This is a genomic window from Clostridium sp. CM038 (assembly GCF_055081105.1).
In genome coordinates this window covers 1,190,377-1,212,529 of the sequence record NZ_CM143651.1, presented here as the reverse complement: position 1 = coordinate 1,212,529, position 22,153 = coordinate 1,190,377, and the positions used below count along the sequence as shown (strand labels likewise).

Here is a 22,153-nt window from a genome sequence, read left to right as displayed (position 1 = left end):
TTATCTACTCCCTTGAGTTGCGGAGGTTATATTATGGAAGAGATGACAAACAGGCAAAAGCAGGCAATCAGTACCAAAAACCATATTCTGGATATTTCTTTGAAATTGATGAAAGAACAAGGCCATAAAACAAATATGTGAAAAATCAGAAGTGTCAACGGGAGCTTTTTATCACCATTTGAAGGGCAAGGAAGGTATAATAATCGAAGGCTATTCTGAATGTGATAAATATTTTGATGAATATGTGGTTAATCATTTGCAGGCCGAGAACATAATTGATAAGATAATAGAGTATATTGGTTATCAAACGAAATATGCTAAGATGCTTGGTGTAGATGCTATTACTCAAATTTACAAGGCTCAATTGACACATGGTAATGAATTTTTTCTCTCAGATAATCGCGCACTTTCAAGCAATTTGTTGATACTCATACAAAAAGCACAGGATGAGAGTGTTTTGAGAACTGATTATCGAGCAAATCAAATTCGTGATGAATTGCTTCTAATCTCAAGGGGGACGATATACAATTGGTCTCAAAAAGATGGAGAATTTGATCTTACAGATTATTGTAAAGAAATAGTTTCACATCACATAGAATACTTTTTAAAAAAATGTCAATAAGAACCAAAGAATTATTTATAAAAAATACCTCCTTGTTAAGATACGATAAACTTAACAGGAGGTATTTTTTATATTGGGTGTTTCTGCCTATCCCGCCAAAAATGTATATTAGCTTGAAATAGGGGTACATTTTTCTATCCAATGTTAGATTTCAAATAAACTTCCCTCTTTTGTTCTTCAGTAATCCCAATGTATCTTAAAGTCTGTGATTTTGACGAATGATTAAATATATCCATAAGTAATTCTAATGAAGATCCATTAATTAATATTACTCATGATTTTGTGACTATTTTTTTAGTATAGTGTTTTCTCAAAAGCTATTCTTTTATTTCCATCTTCTAAATAAATTATTCCACAATACTGAAATTTGTTTTTCTTAAGCAGCTTTTGCATAGATAAGTTTTCTTCATGTGTATCCATTTTTATACTGTACACACCTTTATTCAAACAAATCTGCTCTATATTTTTGATAATCTGTGATGCTAATGCTAATCCTTTATAATTGTTGTCAATAGCGATTCTATGAATAACTGCATATTCATTATCACTAATCCATTGCCCCTCATAAATAGAGTCATATGTTTTTTCTCCATCAAAAGAAACTGCTGCAGTAGCAACAATATTATCGTCTTTTAACAGTACATAACCATTTTTATTATCAATATCATTACTTATTATTTCAACATTGGGATAGTTATTCTGCCATTGGTTAATCCCATGCTTTTTTAAGTATGCTTGTGCCTGCATGATAATACTCATTATATCATTAGTATCTGTTTCAACTGCTTTTCTAAATTCCATTTCACTCCTCCTTATAGCTACAAATAGCCCCTGTTTTGCCTATATATAAACTTCTGTATTAGTTACCATATTTCTACTTTGTTAATCTATTACACCCAAATATTACCTTGAATTATTTTGCTTTGCTAACACTGATTTATTTTTTATATCGAGCCAATATTTTTCTATATTTCACTCATTCTTTTTACTAATTCAGTTGCCATTTGCTTTTCTTGTTCACTAAAACCTTTAAATGATATTTTTAACTGTTTAATTTCTTCATCCATTATAAATTCATATAATTTAGTTGAAAGTTCAACTTATTTATTTGCCATTTTAATCTTTCCTTTTAATAATATTGAGTTAAATACATTAAATTTTATTTTCCATTTTTATCATCTGCACTTTTCTTTTCCAGTTCAGCAGTTCCTGTTTTACTTGCTAGAGATTTTCCGCTAATTTAATACATAGGCAAACTTACTTTAATTGTTATTTTCAGTTGTGCTAAAAGAATCAAATATAATTTTAGAAGCTTGAGCAATCAGTTTATCATCGTATTTAGCCTCTTTTTTATCGTGAGTTGACAATATTGCAATAATTATAGGTTTTTTGTTTGGTGGCATTACTATGGCAATATCATTTCTTGTTCCGTAAGAACCAGCTCCACTTTTGTCAGCAACTACCCAGCCATCTGGTGCTCCTGCACGAATTAGTGTATTACCTATTGCATTTCCTGTCATCCAATCAATAAGAATTTTTTTCTTATCGTCTGTTAATATATCTCCAGTTGTGTATGCTTGCAAATCAGTTGCCAATTGTCGTGGTGTGCTAGTGTCCCTAATATCTTCAGGTATGGCTTCGTTTAGATCTGGTTCTATACGTGTAGGTTGCGTAACGTTATCCCCTAATTGATTAAGTGCAGATTTAAAACCATTAGGTCCACCTATATGATCAAATAAAAGATTTGCAGCTGTATTATCACTAAAACGTACTGCTGCATTGCAAAGTTCTTCAATGGTCATGCCTTTATCAACGTTATCTTTTGTAATTGGAGCATGAGAGAGAACATCTTCTTTGTTATATTTAACTACTTGTTTAAGCTGCTCTAATGAATCTTGTTTTAAAACAGCACCAGCGGCTAAAGCTTTGAATGTAGAACAGTAAGCAAACCTATCATCAGCACGATATACGACTTCTTTATTCGTCTCTGTATCAAAAGCATATACACCAAGTTTAACAGCATAATCACTTTCAAGTTGTGAAAATGACGAATTATATTGTGTGTCAGACTTCGTGTTTACAGGTGGCTGAGTTGCTACCTTTCCACAGCTAGTAAGAGAAAAGATCATAAGCGGCATAAATATAGCAATTTTAAACTTATTTACCTTGAATTTTGAATTTACTAATTTTTTCATATAAATTCTCCTTTGTTATTTAATCAATCTGTTAAGTTATTTTTTCATAACATTACCTAAATCTCTTAATATCTGTAATGTTATTTCCTTGGCTTTTACGCCTGTAGCACCATTTTTTCCTTCAATATTTGTCGCGAAAAAATACATATCATTATTTTCTTCTATATATCCTACAAACCAACCATTAACTTCTTTATTATTTTCAACACCTGAACCGGTCTTGCCATACATTACTCTTTCCCCATCTTCCATTATTTTTATTGAATTTTTTACTATGTCTATATTTTTCTTGGAAAAAGGCAATTCATAATTATACATTTTTTTTAGCATTTCCACCTGTTCTATAGGTGAAATTTTTAAAGAAGCTTGAAGCCAGTAATCAGCTTGTAGAGAATAAATATCCTTGTTACCATAATCCATCTTATCTATATAGTACTTCAATTTATTTTTGCCTATTTCTCTATCTACTTCTTCAAAATACCAATTTACAGAATATTTCATTGCAGAAAATAATGTATTATCTTGATTCCACTCCCTATAAGGATATTTACTCCCATCCCATTTGAAAAGTTCTTTCTCATCTTTAATAACACCTGTTTCTAACCCTATCAAAGCTTCTACTATTTTATAGGTTGAGCAAGGTGATACTCTTTTTTCACTTTTCTCTTTGTTATAAACTATATAGTCTCCTTTATTAACATCAAACAATACAAAGCTTCCTTCAAAGCCCTTATAAAATCTGCTTAAATCTTTATGAACACTATTTTTTTCTAATACTTTTTTATCCTTTACTATGGCATTTCCTTGTGTACTACCTAAAAACATACATGTTAAAATAATAAAAACAACTGTTTTAGTCAACACTATACCTTTTGAATCTTTCTTAAATCCAGCTATCATTTTTATCCTATTTTTTGCATTATTTTTGCTTTTTATAATACCAAGTGTGAAAATATTATTTCTATTATAAGCAATTAACTCTAGAAGTTTAATAATAGTAAGGCCATAGCCTTTTATCTCTTCCTCATTTATTTTTGAAAGAACATGTCCATCACAAGCTATTTCCATATCTTTTTTCATAAGATAAAAACCATAATATATAATAGGATTAAACCAATAAATTAATTGTAGTAGACTTATTAACAAACTTACAGCCATGTCCTTTCTCTTGTAATGAGCTAGTTCATGTAGCAATATATATCTCATCTCATCCTGTGTAATTTTCTCTTCTATTCCATCAGGAATAAGAATATAGGGGTTTATAAATCCAAAAAGTGCTGGACATCTATCACCATCTATTCTTACAATATTTATGCTTCGATTTATATTTAGATCTTTTTTACAGCCTTCCAATAAAACCTTAATATTTTCATCATAAATTTGTGGTTTATCTTTTATTCCTGCCCTAAGCTTAATATTGGTTATAACAATTAAGGCAAAGCCTATAAGAAAAACCATTAACCATAGAATATAAAATATTGAATAATCTCTATTTATAGAAATAGCATAGTCCTTCGTTGAGTTCATTACCATAGATAATTCTTTATGTGAATTATTTGAAACTGTTACATTGGTAATATTCATACTTTTGTGTGCAATATTTGAAAAAAAGCTTATAATTCTATCTATACTTACTGGGCTTTGAGGAAAATAAGGAATTAGCAATTTTAAAATTAGTATAAACCAAATATAATAATTCCATCTTGCCCCCAATTTCTTATTAAATAAAATTTTAATTAACAATATGCCAAATATCACTATGCTACTAGTAATGGAAGAATAAATTAAATGAGAAAAAAACTTAGATATTAACATAATAAATTTACCTATCTTTCTTGCAATCAAGAATTTGTTTAAGGTCTTCTATATCTTCTGTTGATAAATTTTCATCCTCTATAAAATTTAAAAGCATTTCTTTAAAGCCCCCATTATATATCCTATCAAGAAAGGAGTTGCGTTCAATTTTTACACATTGTTCTTCAGTAAAAATAGGGTAATATTTATATATTCGTCCTTCCTTTTCATAGGAAATAATATTTTTATTTAGTAACCTGTTAATCAACGTTTTTACAGTCTTAGGTTTCCAACTAACATCACCACTTAATTTTTCTATTACATTATTTGCTGTCACTGGAGCATCAGACCATATAATCTTCATAACCTTCCACTCAGTTTCAGCAATTCTTGGTATTTCTTTCATTCTTCTTAACTCCCCTCATAATTTATATTAATACATCTATATATATATTTTTATTAGAAACTTATTAGAGTTCCTTCTAAAATACATCCTCTATTATTTAACAGGATGAAATTTTTCAAATACTTTTCTTACCATTGGCACTACATAATGGCTTCCACCTCTTTCTTTTACATCCTCAGCCATAGCTATTACAAGAAGATCAGGACTATCCGTATTAACTGCCGCAAACCAGCCTAATTCTGTACCATTAACATCATCTTGAGAAAGCTTTATTTCTGCAGTTCCAGTCTTTCCTGCTAAGCTTAGTCCTTTAATATATGCTTGATGTCCAGTACCTCTAGGATTTTCAACAACCTGAGTTAAATCCTTTAAAATTGTGCTTGCCACCTCTTCTGTAAAAACATTAGACTTCCACATTTCTGACTTTGCAGTTCCATTATATTTAATATATGGTTTTATCATACTGCCCTTATTAACAAAGGAACTATAAATAGCTGCTAAATGAAGAGGATTTATCAATACTTCACCTTGTCCATATCCACTATCTGCCAGCTGAACTTCACCTTTTATATCTCCATCCGCATCAAATTGAGATTTAGACAATCCATATTCAAAAGGAATTTTTTCGCCTAAGCCAAATTCTTTTAACTCTGCTTGAAGCGTATCCTTGCCGATATCTAATGCTGCCTGTGCAAAATATATGTTGTCCGAATGAATAAAAGCATTTCTTAGATCTGATGGTTGTCCATAATCTACAACTCTTGTAACAAAATAATTTCCAAAGCTTTTATCCTTCTGCCATCTAAGCCCTAAAATATTCTTAGAAATCTCTGCATCAATCTTCTTTGTTTTAAGTCCTATGGCAGCAATTACTGGCTTAAAAACTGATCCAGGACATAAATTGCTTTGAAATCTGTTATACAAAGGCTTTTTCTTATCTTCATTTAAACTTTTCCATAAATCTTGCGACATTCCCATGACAAAATTATTAGGATCATATGAAGGGGTACTAACAAGAGCGAGTACTTCACCAGTTTTAGGATTCATTGCAACTGAAGTTCCTGCATCTTTACTTAATTCATCATAAAGAAGACTCTGCATATCAGCATCTATGGTTAACTTTAAATCTTCACCATTTTGTACTGCTTTACTAATTAAAGACTTTTTCTTTTTATTATTTTTATCTACTACATATATTTCATATCCATTTTTTCCTCTAAGTGTTTTTTCATATATTTTCTCCAAACCAGTTTTCCCAATTATATCATCCTTTCTATAGCCTTCCTCCTTATTTTTTTCAATTTCCTCCGCACTTATTGCTTGAATATATCCTATTAGATGTGCAGCTTTTTCCTTTAACGGATATACTCTTGCTTTCTTCTCATTTACCATTACTCCTGGTATTTCTAATAGCGCACTTATTTTTTCTGTTTCATCCTCAGATACTGTTTTTATAGGAATAAACATGTCTGGTTTTACATATGTAGCTGACAGCTTTTTATTAATATCTTCTAGGGAGACTTGTAGTATTTTTGAAACATTTCCCTTTGATTTAGCTGCATCATTACCAAGCTTTTCTGGTATAATATCTATTTCAGCTACTGTACCATCCAGTGCCAAGGATTTATCATTTTTATCCTTTATTTCACCTCTTTTAGCATACAAGGTAGCTACACGTATCTTATCTTCATTCTCAAGTTCAGGGAAAATCATCTTGCTGCTCCATAGAATTTTCCATGTTTTATTCTTGCTATCCTTAATTAATTCACCAGTATTATCAAAAGTTAATTTACCTGCTATCGTATCCATTATAACCTCAAACTTAACACTCTCTATGCTTGAATCATATTTCTTTTTTTCTGAATCCTTAATTTTAACATCAATTTCTTTTAATTCAATTCCACTATAAATATTTTTATAACGCTGAACAAAATCTGCTTCACTAATCTTTTTTCTACTTTCCGCATCAATCATATTGTACATTAATGCAAAATCTTTTTTCTTCCATGAATTCACATAACTATCAAAATATTTATTCGCTGAAATGGTTTTAGTTTTATTCCACCATAGGAAATATATACCTGATACTAGCGTAACTATCACTAAAATAACTAAGACTAATTTTTTACATCTATAAAACCTACCATTCAAAAATTTGTTTTTCATTTAATAAATACCTCTCCTTTAATATTGTACTTAATTCAATATAACTTTTACTTTCTTTCTATAGATTACAGTAGTAATCTATAGAAAGATTACTACTGTAATCCATAAATGTCAACTGTTTTTTTATACCTGGACATAGAGACACAACATACTTCTGACATCCTCTTTCACTTACAACAAAAACCGCACTAGATCTCTCCAATACGTTAATATGTATTCGTGGGTTTCATTGGCGGTGGCGAAACTCCGCTCCCCATATTGGGGTAGTGGCAGCAAATAAAACGTTATACAGACTCAAAACATTTACTTTGAATTATTTACCTTAGGGATAGTAACCGCGAAACGCGGATTTTATAAGTTAAGACATATATTACTAAAATAACGATAACTTCAGGGGGAATATTAAATATACTCGTGTTATTTTAATATTTTTCTCAAAGATCTTAAATTAGCTAATATATATTTTTTATTACCTTTTTAGTTAACATTATCAATACTATACTTCTACTTTAACTAACTTGTTTTGAGCAAAAAAATAATATAAGTACATTTCAAATAAACATTTGTTCTTTATTCCGTTTTTCTGCTTTTTCTAACAATCCTTCTCTCACTGCTTTTTTCTATATTTACTGATAGTAGAAACAGTTATGCCTAATGTTTTGAAATTTACGGAAGAGATTTTCCATATTTTGCTAACCTAGTTACTTTTTGAGTAGCATACTTGGGATTTAGACTTACATGTAATTTATCTTCTTTATGTATGCCTAATTTCTTTTTAAAGTTAAATATAGCAGCTAAGCCTTCTTTGGATAAAGTCGAAATGAATGCATCATAAATATGAATGGGCTGCAATTCCCCTATAGATCTAAGCCCTTGTGATTCAAGAGAACAAAGGAACTGCGTACAGTATACTCGTCGTACATTTATAGTTGATTCTTTGTTTCCATGCTTTCGCATAAAGGACAGATAATCATTCAGATAGGAACGTAAAACAGCAGGATATATCAACCCTTTCGAAGAATGCATACGAACATAGGGTTTTTCATCTAAGATATCATTTAAACGATTAATGATTGTCTTTACATAATTGTACCAGCTTGATGACGGATTATTCTGTTGCCTCCACTCTTCAATAAAATGCGAACATATCTCTAAATATGTGTGAATCGAACACACCCAACCTAGTCTTAGCAGGTCAACACAGTTTTGAAGACTGTTTAAATGCTTATCTATAACAAATTTTATTATAATATAAAGCACTCGAAAGTTAGTGTTTTGAGTGCTTTAACGTCTTTTTACATTGTTTTGATACCAGTATGAAATAGTATGGAAATATATGCAGCGTTGTCAAAATGCAGTCAAGAGAGATACCTTAGCAATGCAATCAAATTATATTTTACGAAGAAAAACTGCCAAAATATATATAAATAGTTATCCTCACTGGCTTTCGCCAAACTGTCGCTTTGCTCCCTTTTTTTAGTTTGCTGTCCAGACCCCTTAGGCGGTAACTGAAAGTTACCGCCTTGATAATTTTACAACACCTAAAAAAAGGCTGAGTTTTACATAAAAGTAAACTCAGCCTTTTCTTATATTGTTTTAAAAAAACATATATTTATGATACTTCTTTTAAATCGGGGATAATCTCTCCACGGATTTCTGCAGCAGTATGTATTTTATAATTTTTAAACATAATAGACCCTACGTAACCACTGAAAATACTAACTATAATACAACCTAAGGCTGCTATTAGCACTTTAGAAGCTGGATTATATGCAAACATTACTGCGAACCCTGCTATAGGGGTTGCTGTTCCTGGAGAATTATTTACAAGTCCCATTAATGCAATTATTACTCCACATAAAGAACCACCTATAAAATTAGTTACATAAATTGGTATGGGATTTGCTGTGGTTATATCAGCTTGTGTTAGAGGTTCTATAGCTACTGCAATTGTATCTTTTTTACTTCCAAATTTCATTCTTGTAAATAATACGAAATTCATAAATGATGAACCAAATACTGCTAATGCGCCTATAGCCATAGGTGCACCGGTAAGCCCAAGCATTGCGGTTAAAGCCATTGAACTAAGAGGTGCAGTGGCAACAACGGTTATTGTTCCTCCAAGTACTATACCCATTATTATTGGACTAGAACTTGACGCAGAAGTTAAAATTCTACCAATATTTAATAGTGTGCCATCTACTACAGGAGTCATACAGTTTCCTATAAATCTAGTTAATGGAGCTGCAAAAACAATTATAACTATTAAGTCTAAGCCTCCTGGTAATTTCTTTTCTAGATATTTAACTACAAATGACATAAGGTATCCAGCTATAAATCCGGGTAAGATACCAATACCAGAACAAGATAGCCCAATCAATACTGCATATATTGGTGAAACTCCAAGAGCTAGAGGTACAAGTATTGCAGCGGCTACTCCTCCTAAACTACCATTAGATAAACCAACTTCTTTCAAAAAATTTAATTTTAATACATCACCAAAAAATGCAGACTGAAAAGCTTCAACTAGAAAGCTTGCACAGGCAGCACTTGCTAGTGCACCCATCGCTTTCATTCCTTCAGGTGCTTTGCAACTAAAAAGTGTAAATAAAGCTAATACTAATAATAAAAGACCAGTTCCTATTAAAATGTTCATTGTTTTTTTCTCCTTATAATTCCAAATTTATTTTTTTGAAAACACCTTATCTTTAAGTGCTAGACCAGTTTTAGTAACAGCAAGGCCACCAAGAGCTGTTTCTCTTAAGGAAGCTGGTAATTCTATGCCGATTTTATACATTGCAGATAATGTATCATCAAATGGTATTTTTGAAGAAACACCAGCCATAACTAAATCAGCGGTAGAAAGTGCACTAATTGCACCAGCTACATTCCTTTTTGCACAAGGAATTTCAACTAGCCCTGCAACTGGATCACAAACAAGTCCTAATACATTTTTAAATACGATGGCACCAGCATTTAAGCTCATCTCTGGTGTTCCTCCCATCATTTCCACAACTGCAGCTGAGGCCATGGCAGCTGCAGAACCACACTCTGACTGACAACCACCTTCTGCACCTGCAAAGGTTGCATTCATTCCAATAATCATACCAACTGCAGAAGCTGCAAATAATCCTTCAATCATTTCATCAGTACTTTTTCCAAGCTTTTCACCAGCAGTTAATATTACGGCTGGAAGTATCCCACAGGATCCAGCTGTTGGACACGCTACTATTTTACCCATAGAACCATTAACTTCTGAAGAAGATAACGCCATAGCCATAGCTTTTACAGCAGTGTCTCCTAAAAGTGATTTACCAGATTCTAAATATTTTTGCAGTTTATAAGCATCTCCACCTATAAGACCACTTAATGAATAAACTTCTTTTTCTCTTCCAGAAGTAGCACCTTGTCTCATTACATCAAGGATTTCTTTCATATGCAGAAATAATTCTTCTCGTGAAGTATCCTTTTGTTCACTTTCAAGATTTATTGCATATTCACTTAATTTTATATTTTCTGTTTTACATATTTCGATAAGTTCACTAGCTGACTTCGCTATCATTATGTTTCCTCCTTGTTTCTGGATTAATAACTATTACTTTGTTTATTCCAGTAATTTTTTTTATATTTTTTACTAAAGAATCGCTAATAGTACTATCTACTTCAAAAGTCATAGTTGCAGATTTTCCTTTTTCGCCTCTAACAAGTTTTAAAAAAGCAATATTAATTTTATCCTCATAAATAAGGTCTGACACTTTTGCTACTGTTCCTGGGATATCATCATGACAAGTGATAATAGTAGGATATAAACCGGTTATAAGAACACTATTTCCGTTTATTTCATTTATTTCTACATTACCGCCACCAATAGACGAACCCATTATTTCAAAATAATCATTATTAACATCTGTTATTAACAATTTAACTGTATTTGGATGTACTTGTCCAAGATCATACTCAATAAATTTTATTTTTAAGCCTTTACTTTCAGCAATTGAAATAGAATTTCTAAGATCATCATCACTTGGTTCCATTCCAAGTATGCCAGCGACTAGCGCTCTATCAGTTCCATGACCTTTGTAAGTTTTACCAAAGGACCCATGAAGTAAGAATGTAACCTCTTTTATATCAGCTCCAACAATAGTTTTTGCTATTTTACCAAGTCTAGCAGCACCCGCTGTATGAGAAGATGATGGACCGACCATTATAGGACCTATAATATCAAAAACACCAAAATTTTTCATGTTAGGTGTTCCTCCTTTCGTCAATATAATACAATTTTTTTTACATTTTTAATGTTAAACGATTTCAATTTAAAAGTCAAGAAAACTTGATTATTAATTAATAAGGGAGCTGAAAGAAAACAACAAGTCAGAGATTATGTGAATGTTTTGTGCCAGGCAAAGAACATTCACATTTACATAGCTAGGCTATGTAAATGTTGTGGTGATGAAGCGTAGTGCAAAATATGGCGGAATATGACTTGTTATTTTTTTGAAGCTCCCTTATAAAAATTATTTGCATATAACTGTCTATACTTGTCTATACTTGTCTATACTTGTCTATATTTGTTTATTAAAAAACATTAAAATAACTTATACCTTTGTGGAATTTAGAACATATTTTACTTTCTGTACTAATTATATAAATGTTATTTAAACACACATAGCAAAAGAGCATACGAATTGTATGCTCTTTTGCTATGTTCTTTCCGTTGCTATTCTATTTTTTTAACCTATTTATCTCACTTTTTTCTATATTAAGTTTGTAGCATTACATACCCTACAATATACTTTAATGTTCAATACTTCTTTAAGTACATATTTGGCATTATCTAGATTAACCTTTAATCCCGTAGCTAAACATCTATTCGTTACCCCTTTTATTGAACTATCTATATCAAACCATACTGCTAATAATTCTGTATTTATGCCTTTAAATTTTTCTAATATTCTAAGGTGACTTGTGTTTTTTATTTCTACCAGAGAGCCACTTATAATTCTACTTACATGTGGTTATTTTATACGTACTCTCACGTTCTACCAAACATGAAAAAGGAAGCTGTAAAAAAGCTTAATCAGATTTTCGAAAATCAATCTAAAATTTTGTTGTCAAAGCCAAAATAAAAAGCGGCTCAGATAACATAAAAATATGTATCTAAGCCGCCGTCTGCCTATTTAATTGGCGGGAATATGTGTGAATCGAACACACCCAACCTGGTCTTAGCAGGTCAACACAGTTTTGAAGACTGGCAGGCACACCAGCACCTATCTACTCCCATAAAAATTTAACTCTAGTACCATTTTATCACAGATACTCATACTATGATATCTTTTGTAAAATTAAATTTTATTTTGTAGATTGCAATATAAAATGTCCGAAATTTTGAAGAAAAATATAATGTTAAGTTGTAATGGTTTTCTGTTCCATCATATTGGCAGATAAACCGTTGAAAATCCTTCTTGGATAATTGTTGATCCAGTGCTGTATTTGCATAATTTGTTTTTTAGAGAATGCTGAAATATCCACACCTTTTGGGATAAATCGTCGTATCATTTTATTGATATTTTCGTTTGTGCCTCGCTCCCATGAACTATATGGGTGAGCATAATACACTTTAGTTCTCTTTCGTTTATTTCTTACTGAGTTCTCAATACCCTCGAAATCAAGGTTCTCACAGCCGTTATCACAGGTGATTGTTTTAAATGTTTTTGAGAATAACATTCCCATTTTACGCTCCAATTTGTCCAATTCTTTCACGACAGCCGCCTGTGATTTAGATGGTATTTTAAAGACTAACTCCTTACGAGTTACTCTTTCACTTAACACCATTAAGACAGTTTTTGTACCCTGTTTGCCAACTACAGTGTCCATTTCCCAATGGCCTATCTCATCACGTGCAGCTACCGCTGCAGGTCTCTCCGATATGCTAGTTCCTTTGGTATTGTTATACGCTGATCTTATTTTTTTATAGTTTCTCTTTTTAGCATTCTTTTTAACAGGCAGATCTTTGTTACTTATATTTAAAAACAAATTATTATCCAAATAGTTATACACAGTTTTGAAGCAAATAGTTGTTTCAAATTGTAGATCTTTATTTGTGATATTTTGAATAGCTGCATACGGAGATTCGCCATCTATACCAATAGCTTTTTCTAAGTACCTCACCAATTTGTGATCTTTTCCTATTTTTAATGCAGGACCTTTAGCGGCACCTTGTTTGTCATGCTCTGACTGCCCAATTTCTGCGCTATATTCCATTCGAGTGGTTAAGTCACTATTCAATAGTTCTACAATTCCTTTAGCAATTTCACGCCTTATTGTACGTTCTGAACGCCCACCTATTTGCTCCGCAATACGAGTTGAATTAAGTCCCATTTTGTGTAAAGCTTCTAACTTTATGCGTTCCTCGTATGTTATGTGTTTACCTTTTCTGCTCTGTGTGATAAAATCTAATTGACTCATTTGAAATCCTCCCGTATATGTTGGTTTAGTCACTTAACATTATACAAGAGTATTTCTCTTGAGTCTTTATTTTTTGTTACTCTTCGGTCATTTCATTATACAACTTACCAATTAAATTTTATTTCACCTGCTATAAAAGTACCCTACTATCTCCCACACGTTTAGTGAATTTTATTCCATCTAAATGTTCTAGTAAAATAAGTCCATATTTTCTATTAGTATTCATCATGTCTTTAAACTGTGCAATAGTAATACTTTCATTTTCATCAATATATTTTTTAACCTTATCCTTTACTTCTTTATAATAGTCATTTAATAAGTAGCATTCTGTGTTTATTTTAAAGAGTATTTCTTCATCAAGTAGTAGTTCAAATACCATAGTAAAAATCTTTTTATCCTTTGAAGTCTCGAGCAACTCCTCATATTTGGGTGGGATATAATGTGCATCTTCAAAGACTTTTATTATTGTGTTTCTTTCTGATTGTTGCTCTTTGGTAAGTACTATTTCATAACCATATTCACCTATAAACTTGCTTTTAAGATTAATTACTTTTTTTTGCTCAAGCCCAAATAGCAAATCATCATATGTCTTCTGTTTTATATTTTTTCCAAATACTTTTATTTTAATTTCTTCCTTTGAGATTCCAAGCTTGAGCGGATTAATTTTATGATAATCCGAAGTAAGCTTTAAAAGAGTATTTACCTTTTTATTTAAATAGTTTATATGAATATAAACTGGAGAATCTCCACCTTTAAGCTTTAGTAGCTTTTGATTTAAAACTAAAATATTAAGCTTTTCCTGAACATCTCCTTCATTTTTACCTAGTGATTTCAATATGTCAGAAATTTTTGGATATTCTGAGCTTAATTTTTCTACAGTTTTTTCAATAATACTCTCAGAGTGCCCACTTTCTTTTATTTTAAGATCTTCTATGTAGTCCCAATGGAACCTCTTAGCCTTTGGCGCTGAGGGCTCTATTATCGAGCCGCCACCAATCGTATACATTGGTGAATAATTTCTAATTACAAATCTATCATTTCTTTGAGCTGTAAGAGGCTTTTCAAGCCTAAGCTGTACATATGCTTCCTCTCCCGGATTTATTTCCTCAAGGTCAAGTATTACTACTCTGCAAATAATTTCACTTGTTCCATGGTACAATCTTACCCTTTGTCTATTTACAAGAGGTTTTGAATTGCTCAATAAATAGTAAAGCTTACAATCTACCATAAGAGATGGCTCCATTACGCTTTCTATTGAAATAACATCCCCTCTTTCGATATCTTTGATTTTAACATTTGCAAGGTTTAAAGCACACCTTTGACCTGCCTCTGCAATTTTAACTGGATTGTCATGCACTTGAATTCCTCTTATTTTGGACATTAATTTTGAGGGGTACATCATAACTGTTTGCCCTTCTTCAATTTTACCGCTAATAACAGTACCAGTTACAACAGTTCCAAAACCACTTACCGAAAATACCCTATCAACAGGAAGCCTAAAATGCCCTGTTATATCCTTTGAACGTACCTCCTGCGTCATCGTATCTATCTCACATGCAAGTTCCGATATTCCTTGCCTAGTTTTAGATGATACGCAATGGACTTGTGCATTCTCTAGGAAACTGTCTTTAAATTGCTCCTTAACGTCATCTTTTACCATTGAAAGCCATTCTTCTTCCACCATGTCAATTTTAGTAAGCACAATAATTCCTTTTTTTACATCAAGTAGTTGAAGTATTTCAAAATGCTCTTTTGTCTGAGGCATAATACCCTCATCAGCAGCAATTACCATTAAAACTATATCAATAGAACTTACACCCGCCAGCATATTCTTAATAAATTTCTCATGACCAGGAACATCTATTATTCCTGCTCTTCTTCCAGACGGGAGATCAAAACAGGCAAACCCTAAATTTATCGATATTCCTCTGTCTTTTTCTTCCTTTAAGGTATCAGTTTCTCTACCTGTAAGTGCTTTTACGAGTGATGTTTTACCATGATCTATATGCCCCGCTGTACCAATTATAATATGTTTCATAGTTATCACCACCCCAAATAAAATTTCAATTTAGATCCATTTTTTTAAAAGCTTCTGATATTACTTCAAAATCATTATCAGCAATGGTCCTTAAATCGAGTATGACCTCATCATTACTTACGCGTACTATAATCGGAACTTTATTTAGCCTAAGCCTCTTTTCAATTTTCTCTGAGGGTAAATTACTACTTTTAACTTTAATTACAAAGGTCGCTATCCGTGCCTCGGGCATTGAACCCCCACCTACCATAGAAAAATCTTCGCAAACTTTAAATGTAAAATTTTCTGAATTTGAATTAAGTTTACTTTTAAGCTTCAACGCTCTTTTTTTATGAAGCTCCTTAGAGCTTAATATCATATAAAGTGTAGGAATGTTTTCCACAGCTTCATTTTCATCAAAGTAATATTTAAGTGTGCTTTCAAGCGCCGCAAGAGTCATTTTATCAATCCTAAGTGCTCTAGTAAGTTGGTTTTTTTTCATCATATCTATGTATTTCTTTTTACCTACTATAATCCCGGCTTGAGGTCCTCCGAGCATCTTATCTCCGCTAAATGTAATAACATCTACCCCTTTTTTTACACTTTCTTGAACTGTTGGTTCATGAGTAAAACCGTACTTTGAAAAATCAACTAGAGTTCCACTACCAATATCTTCAATTACTGGAATGTCATTCTTAAGTCCTATTTCAACTAATTCCTCATTAGGAACCTCAAGTGTATACCCAAGAATTTTAAAGTTTGAAGTATGTACTTTTAATAATGCCCCCGTATTTTCATTTATGTTACTCTCATAATCATGAGGGTGGGTTCTGTTAGTTGTTCCAACCTCCATTAGCTTTGCGCCGCTAAATCTCATTACATCTGGTATTCTAAAAGATCCACCAATTTCTACAAGCTGTCCTCTTGATACAATCGCTTCCTTCCCGCTGCACAGTGTATTTAAAGCCAAAAGTACTGCTGCGGCATTATTATTAACAACCAATGCAGCTTCGGCCCCTGTAATTTTCGTAAGGATATCTTCAACATGACTGTATCTAGATCCCCTTTTCCCATCAGCTAAGTTATATTCAAGATTGCTATAATTGTTAGCTATATTTAATACACCTTCTACTGCATTTTTCGAAAGCCTCGACCTTCCCAAATTTGTATGAATAATTACTCCAGTGCAATTGATTATCTTTTTTAAACTTACAGATTTTTTTTCCTCTATATTTCTTTTAAATTGCTCAAGGATATCTTTTGTTTCAAAGTTTTCTAAATCTCCAGATAAAATGTTTTTCCTAAATAGATCAATTGTTTCCCTAAGTGCATCAACAACCTTGACTCTCGATGTGTTTAACAAAACATCAATTACAAAAGCTTCATTTAAAAGACCATCAATTTTTGGTAATTTTCGTAGCAGTAAATTTTTTTCCATTTTTATTCTCCATTCTGTTTTTACTCTACAATAATATATTTATCTCCATATTCAAGAACTTCACCAATAATTTCAGATTTCAATTCAAGTTCTGAAAGTTCTTCAATTAGTTTTTCAGCTTCTCTTTTAGTACATGAAACCAGTAGCCCTCCAGATGTCTGAGGATCAAATATAATATCCTCCAGCCAAGGTTCAATATTTCTAAGCTCGTATTCCTCTTTTATATAATCCCTATTTTTATAAGAACCTGCCGGGACTAAACCCATTTCAGCGTACTCTTTTGCCTCTTTGATATATGGTATTTTATTCTTCCAAAGCTTTAGTGTAACTTTTGAAGCCTTAGCCATTTCAAAGCAGTGCCCCATAATTCCAAATCCAGTTATATCAGTACAGGCGTTTATTTCATGTGATGCTATTATTTCTCCAGCATATTTATTCAAAGTAGTCATAACCTTTACTGCTTGATTATATGCATTAACAGACGCGACGCCTCCTTTTATTGCAGTGTTCACTATACCCGTACCTAAAGGTTTTGTAAGTATCAGTACATCGCAAACCTCACATCCATAATTTTTCAGAATTTTATCCGGATGCACAAAACCAGTGACTGATAAGCCATATTTGGGCTCATTATCATCAACTGAATGTCCTCCTATGACAATTGCTCCTGCTTCAATTACTTTATCTGCTCCACCTCTAAGTATTTCTCCAAGTATATCCATAGAAATGCAGGTCGGAAAACAAACTATATTAAGTGCAAGCGTTGGTTTCCCTCCCATTGCATATATGTCGCTTAAAGAATTCGCCGCTGCAATTTGTCCAAAAGTATATGGATCATCCACTACAGGAGTGAAAAAATCCAAAGTTTGTATCATTGCCATTTCATCATTTATCTTATAAACAGCTGCATCATCGGAAGTTTCAATTCCGACAATCAAATTTTCATCCACCATTTTAGGTAATTGGTTTAATATTTTAGAGAGAGCCTCCGGCCCTATTTTAGCTGCTCAACCAGAGGATCTTGTCATTTCTGTAAGTTTTTTTGTCAAAATGATCCCTCCTTTTTTACTCTATATTTAAAATCTTTAATATGTAAAGTATTATATAGTACTTTACATATTAAAATAATTTGATTTAGTTACTAAATAATCTTTATCCATATAATCGCCTAATAAGAATATATTACCATGCTACTATGCCTAGGTCAATGTTGAATGCTGGTCGTAGTCCACTATGAAAATGAGCTTTTAGACGAATTATAAATAGATACTACTTTTATATTTGTAACTTAACTCTATAAACTAAAAACCTCACATTTTGTGAGGTGGTCCTAGTACATCTTATATTCGAAATCACAAGTCATGAGAGTCAACCACAAACCTTACATCCATAATTTTTTAGAAGGTGAATAGTTTTTAAAATTTCCATATCCTAAGAAAATTCATGACAATAATGTTTAATTATATATAAAAGTACCCTATAGGGTAGGCTTTTCTAGCTGTCTACTCTATAAGGTACATTATACTGTTGCCTAGTGGTCTTCATCATTTTCATATAAATACATCTTACTATTAAAATATATTATTTATCTATATACAAACATAGATAATACTAAAAGTACAAGTGTAACAACAAATGTTATTACTATCAACTTCCATATGAATTTAAACCATCTCTCATATGGTACTTTACCCATAACTAATCCAGCCATAATAACCGGACATGTTGGTGAAAATAAGCTTAACAATCCATTTGCAGCTTGATAAGCAGTTATTACTATATGTCTTGGCACAGCAGAAAAGTCGGCTAAAGGTGCCAGAATTGGCATCGTAACAGTTGCAAGCCCTGATGTTGAAGGTATTAAGAATGACATAGGTAAATAGAATAAATAAGTAAATACAGTGAACCCTATTGATCCTTTTCCTTTAAGACAAATTTCGCCCAAATGTAAAACTGTGTCAGAAATATGTCCTGCATCCATTACAACAGTAATACCCCTTGCCAAACCTATTATTATCGCAACTCCTAACAAATCACGTGCACCGTCTATAAAAATAGGAAGGAATTTTTCCTCTTTATACCCTGCTATTATAGCTATAATTATACTAGATACAAGGAATACTCCTGCGAGTTCACCAAACCACCAGCCTAGTGTTGGAATGAATTTAATACCTAAATCACTAAACGGAATAATTCCCATTACCATTACTACGAAAGTTAACCCAAAAACAGTAAGTATAAGTTTTCTTCTACCTGTTAATTCAGGGATATCGTTTTCATTTCTATTTCCAAGAAAATGCTTCTTGTGTCCATGGTGCAAATCATAAATCAATGATTTAGTAGGATCTGCCTTAACCATTTCACCATATTTCATAGTCCAGAATATACCTAAAGCTACAAAAGTAACAAGAAGTACCATTCTTATTCCAATTCCTTCACCAATGGAAATGCCGGCAAATTTACATGCTATACTAATAGCAAATGGGCTAGTTAAAGATGCCATAGCTGCCATTCCTGACCCTAGCTTTATAACGGCAACTGCTGTAAGCGTGTCATACCCAGCTGCAAGAAACACTGGTATTAATATTGGGAAGAATGCTAGTGTTTCTTCATCCATACCGAAAGTTGTTCCCCCTATTGTGAAGAATAGCATTATCAATGGTATAAGCCATCGTTCTTTTCCAGCTAGCTTTTTAACAAGTCTACCTATACCTGCATCTATTGCCCCAGTCTTCATAACTGTTCCTAAGAATCCACCTATTACAATAACGAATAATATAACATCTACTGCGTCATAGAATCCAATTATAGGAGCTAAAACAATATCTTTAAAACCCTGTGGGTTTGAAGGAACTGCGTGATATGTTCCTGGGATAAGCTGTAGTTTATCAGCGTTTGGCTCTAGAAAGTTATATTGTCCTGCTGGCACTATCCATGTAAGAATCGCTACCATTACAATTATAATAGCTAAAATAGTATAAGCCGTTGGCATCTTGAATTTCTTTTTCATATGTTAGTCCTCCTATCAATTACTTGCTTTTATTACCTTCTTTCTTTGCTGCTTTCTCTAAACATATTAAAATGTAGAGTTTCTTTAAATTTATTAGTATCAACTGAATAATCTCTTACTTCTGAGTTATTTCCCTATGTATTATTTACAGTTATCGTAAGTCTTCCAAGAATATCATCCCTTGAATGAAATACTGGAAGCTCTCTGTCAATTATTGACACAATTATACAATAAATTTAGACTACTAGTACTTATATTATATCGTAAATTAAATAAATTACCACCATTTTTAACCAATTAATTAATTAAAATACTTTTAACTAATTAAATTAGCACCAGATGATGTAATTAATATGATTATTTTACAATAAACCAGAATAGAAATGTTATTATCAGTGCTATAATTAAGAGAAAAAATGAAAATGGATAGAGGCCTAGCACGTGGGAAATAAGATGTTTTGAATAATAAAGAGCATCCAAGCGGATGCTCTTTATTATTCAGGTTGTTTACAAACCCAGTATAATTTTTTTATTATACTGGGTTTTTTACATGCAATTATGCGATAGCATTTTGAGTTATGGATAAATTTAAAATAACAACTATCTTCTTAGTTAGAAAATCAAAAAACAGTAAAGATAGCAGGCTAGCTATCTTTTTCATATTCTGCACTGCTGCTGTAAGCAGACACTGCTCTTGCACATTTTCTAATCCACGCATATGGCAATAGCGAAGCCCATGCAGTTGTTTTGAATCTGCGAAGCTTCGCTCTATAGTTTCTTTTCTTCTTCTATATATATTTCTGCCTTTATCTGTTCTGGTGAACTTTACAACATCTTCTTTATACGTTTCCCAAACATGTCTTCTAATAGTTTTAAACTTGCTTTTTGCAGAAAAGCATTGAGCTCTATTTGGACATATCTCGCAATATTTTGCATTACCAACATATTCTTTATATCCTTCTCTTGTTGTCGTTTTATAATGTAAAGCCCTTAAGTCAGGGCATACGTAAATGTCCTGCTCTTTAACATATTGGAATTTATTTTTTGTGTACATTCCTTTTGTATGTGGAGACCTACGGTATCCCATTACAGATTTTAATTCCCTCTCATATAGTTCTTTACATATAAGATTTGTAGCATAACCAGCATCTGCACCAACATATTTTGTATTAAAATTAAACTTTTTTATTTGCACATCTAATCTATCGATATAAGGATCAACATCATTTATGTTTCCAGGAGTAACATACACATCAGTAATTATATTATGTCTGCTATCGACAGTTCTGTGATCTAAATATGAGAAGCCTTCCGGCTTGCCATCTCTCATCATATATCCACTGTCGGGGTCGGTTGTGCTAACTTTAGTTTCTTTTATTTTGGTAACAGGTTCTTTTTCCTTTAAAGGTTTTTTACCATGGTTTATTCTATCTTCTTCCACTGCTTTATTAAGTTCAGCTACATATTCTTTCGGCGTTTTTTCAACTTCAATTTTCACAAGCTTTCGCTTATTAGCATTTGCTTTTAGGTGTGTAGAGTCTGTGTAAAGTATTTTACCGGTTACCATCTTAAGATTTATAGCCTTAAATACTACTTCGTCAAATATTTTTTGAAACACATCTGTACCTTTAAACCGTCTACGTCTATTTTGGCTAATTGTTGAATGATCTGGAATAGGATCAGTAAGACTTAGTCCTAGAAACCATCTATAAGCCACATTTACTTCAATGTCCTTTACAAGTTGTCGTTCAGATTTTATTCCAAATAAGTACCCAATAAACAGCATTTTAAAAAGTATAATAGGATCTACGCCAGGTCTTCCATTATCTAAGCAGTAATATTTTTTAGTCAGTTCTCTTATAAAAGAGAAATCCATGTATTTATCTATATTTCTCAGAATATGGTCTTTAGGAACTAAATCTTCTAAATACACCATTTCTAGTTTTTGTTGTGTAAAATTCTTTTCATTAATCATAATAATGCCCTCCGAATTATAAAGTTTGTATACTATATATATTCGACATTGATGTCCTAAAATCC

General features: G+C 32.1%; 16 protein-coding genes and 1 tRNA gene. 1 reads left to right on the top strand and 16 read right to left on the bottom strand.

Annotation, left to right across the window (positions count from 1 at the left end; genetic code table 11):
- Positions 1 to 178 precede the first annotated feature (178 nt).
- Positions 179 to 622 (top strand): hypothetical protein, encoded by a 444-nt coding sequence (locus tag ACWJKS_RS05465; protein ID WP_462960643.1) that lies wholly within the window; start codon positions 179 to 181, stop codon positions 620 to 622.
- 294 nt (positions 623 to 916) lie between these two features.
- Here ACWJKS_RS05465 and ACWJKS_RS05460 read toward each other — a convergent pair whose 3' ends face one another.
- The 16 genes from ACWJKS_RS05460 to ACWJKS_RS05385 form a co-directional block, all read right to left on the bottom strand.
- Positions 917 to 1,423: a GNAT family N-acetyltransferase gene (locus tag ACWJKS_RS05460; RefSeq protein ID WP_462960642.1), complete on the bottom strand. Its 507-nt coding sequence runs from the start codon at positions 1,421 to 1,423 to the stop codon at positions 917 to 919.
- Positions 1,424 to 1,884: 461 nt separating this feature from the next.
- Entirely contained in the window at positions 1,885 to 2,817 is a 933-nt protein-coding gene (gene bla / locus ACWJKS_RS05455; protein ID WP_462960641.1) for a class A beta-lactamase, read from the bottom strand.
- A 36-nt stretch (positions 2,818 to 2,853) separates the two neighbouring features.
- Positions 2,854 to 4,632, bottom strand: a complete 1,779-nt coding sequence (locus tag ACWJKS_RS05450) for a BlaR1 family beta-lactam sensor/signal transducer (RefSeq protein ID WP_462960640.1) — start codon at positions 4,630 to 4,632, stop codon at positions 2,854 to 2,856.
- Positions 4,633 to 4,639: 7 nt separating this feature from the next.
- A complete protein-coding gene (locus tag ACWJKS_RS05445) occupies positions 4,640 to 5,017 on the bottom strand; it encodes a BlaI/MecI/CopY family transcriptional regulator (RefSeq protein ID WP_216303803.1) in 378 nt (125 codons plus the stop codon).
- Positions 5,018 to 5,110: 93 nt separating this feature from the next.
- Positions 5,111 to 7,183: a penicillin-binding transpeptidase domain-containing protein gene (locus tag ACWJKS_RS05440; RefSeq protein WP_462960639.1), complete on the bottom strand. Its 2,073-nt coding sequence runs from the start codon at positions 7,181 to 7,183 to the stop codon at positions 5,111 to 5,113.
- Between the two features lie 666 nt (positions 7,184 to 7,849).
- Positions 7,850 to 8,140, bottom strand: a complete 291-nt coding sequence (locus ACWJKS_RS05435) for a hypothetical protein (protein ID WP_462960638.1) — start codon at positions 8,138 to 8,140, stop codon at positions 7,850 to 7,852.
- A 655-nt stretch (positions 8,141 to 8,795) separates the two neighbouring features.
- On the bottom strand, positions 8,796 to 9,839 hold the full coding sequence (locus ACWJKS_RS05430; RefSeq protein WP_216303800.1) for a PTS sugar transporter subunit IIC: 1,044 nt from the start codon (positions 9,837 to 9,839) through the stop codon (positions 8,796 to 8,798).
- A gap of 27 nt (positions 9,840 to 9,866) precedes the next feature.
- Positions 9,867 to 10,745 (bottom strand): L-serine ammonia-lyase, iron-sulfur-dependent, subunit alpha, encoded by an 879-nt coding sequence (gene sdaAA, locus ACWJKS_RS05425; protein ID WP_216303799.1) that lies wholly within the window; start codon positions 10,743 to 10,745, stop codon positions 9,867 to 9,869.
- The gene (gene sdaAB, locus ACWJKS_RS05420) at positions 10,726 to 11,427 is read right to left on the bottom strand and encodes an L-serine ammonia-lyase, iron-sulfur-dependent subunit beta (protein ID WP_216303798.1); all 702 of its coding nucleotides are present in this window, start codon (positions 11,425 to 11,427) and stop codon (positions 10,726 to 10,728) included. Before sdaAB ends, sdaAA begins: the two co-directional genes overlap by 20 nt.
- Before the next feature lie 938 nt (positions 11,428 to 12,365).
- A tRNA-Sec gene (locus tag ACWJKS_RS05415) sits at positions 12,366 to 12,462 on the bottom strand.
- A 124-nt stretch (positions 12,463 to 12,586) separates the two neighbouring features.
- Positions 12,587 to 13,648: an IS30 family transposase gene (locus ACWJKS_RS05410; RefSeq protein WP_462959495.1), complete on the bottom strand. Its 1,062-nt coding sequence runs from the start codon at positions 13,646 to 13,648 to the stop codon at positions 12,587 to 12,589.
- Between the two features lie 130 nt (positions 13,649 to 13,778).
- Positions 13,779 to 15,686: a selenocysteine-specific translation elongation factor gene (gene selB, locus ACWJKS_RS05405; RefSeq protein ID WP_462960637.1), complete on the bottom strand. Its 1,908-nt coding sequence runs from the start codon at positions 15,684 to 15,686 to the stop codon at positions 13,779 to 13,781.
- Positions 15,687 to 15,711: 25 nt separating this feature from the next.
- A complete protein-coding gene (gene selA, locus ACWJKS_RS05400) occupies positions 15,712 to 17,103 on the bottom strand; it encodes an L-seryl-tRNA(Sec) selenium transferase (protein ID WP_462960636.1) in 1,392 nt (463 codons plus the stop codon).
- A gap of 20 nt (positions 17,104 to 17,123) precedes the next feature.
- On the bottom strand, positions 17,124 to 18,131 hold the full coding sequence (selD, locus tag ACWJKS_RS05395; protein WP_462956748.1) for a selenide, water dikinase SelD: 1,008 nt from the start codon (positions 18,129 to 18,131) through the stop codon (positions 17,124 to 17,126).
- Positions 18,132 to 18,688: 557 nt separating this feature from the next.
- Positions 18,689 to 20,113 carry a YfcC family protein gene (locus tag ACWJKS_RS05390; protein WP_462960635.1) on the bottom strand — a complete coding sequence of 475 codons (1,425 nt, stop codon included), beginning with the start codon at positions 20,111 to 20,113 and terminating at the stop codon, positions 18,689 to 18,691.
- Between the two features lie 556 nt (positions 20,114 to 20,669).
- Positions 20,670 to 22,088 (bottom strand): IS1182 family transposase, encoded by a 1,419-nt coding sequence (locus tag ACWJKS_RS05385; RefSeq protein WP_268064117.1) that lies wholly within the window; start codon positions 22,086 to 22,088, stop codon positions 20,670 to 20,672.
- Positions 22,089 to 22,153: the final 65 nt, after the last annotated feature.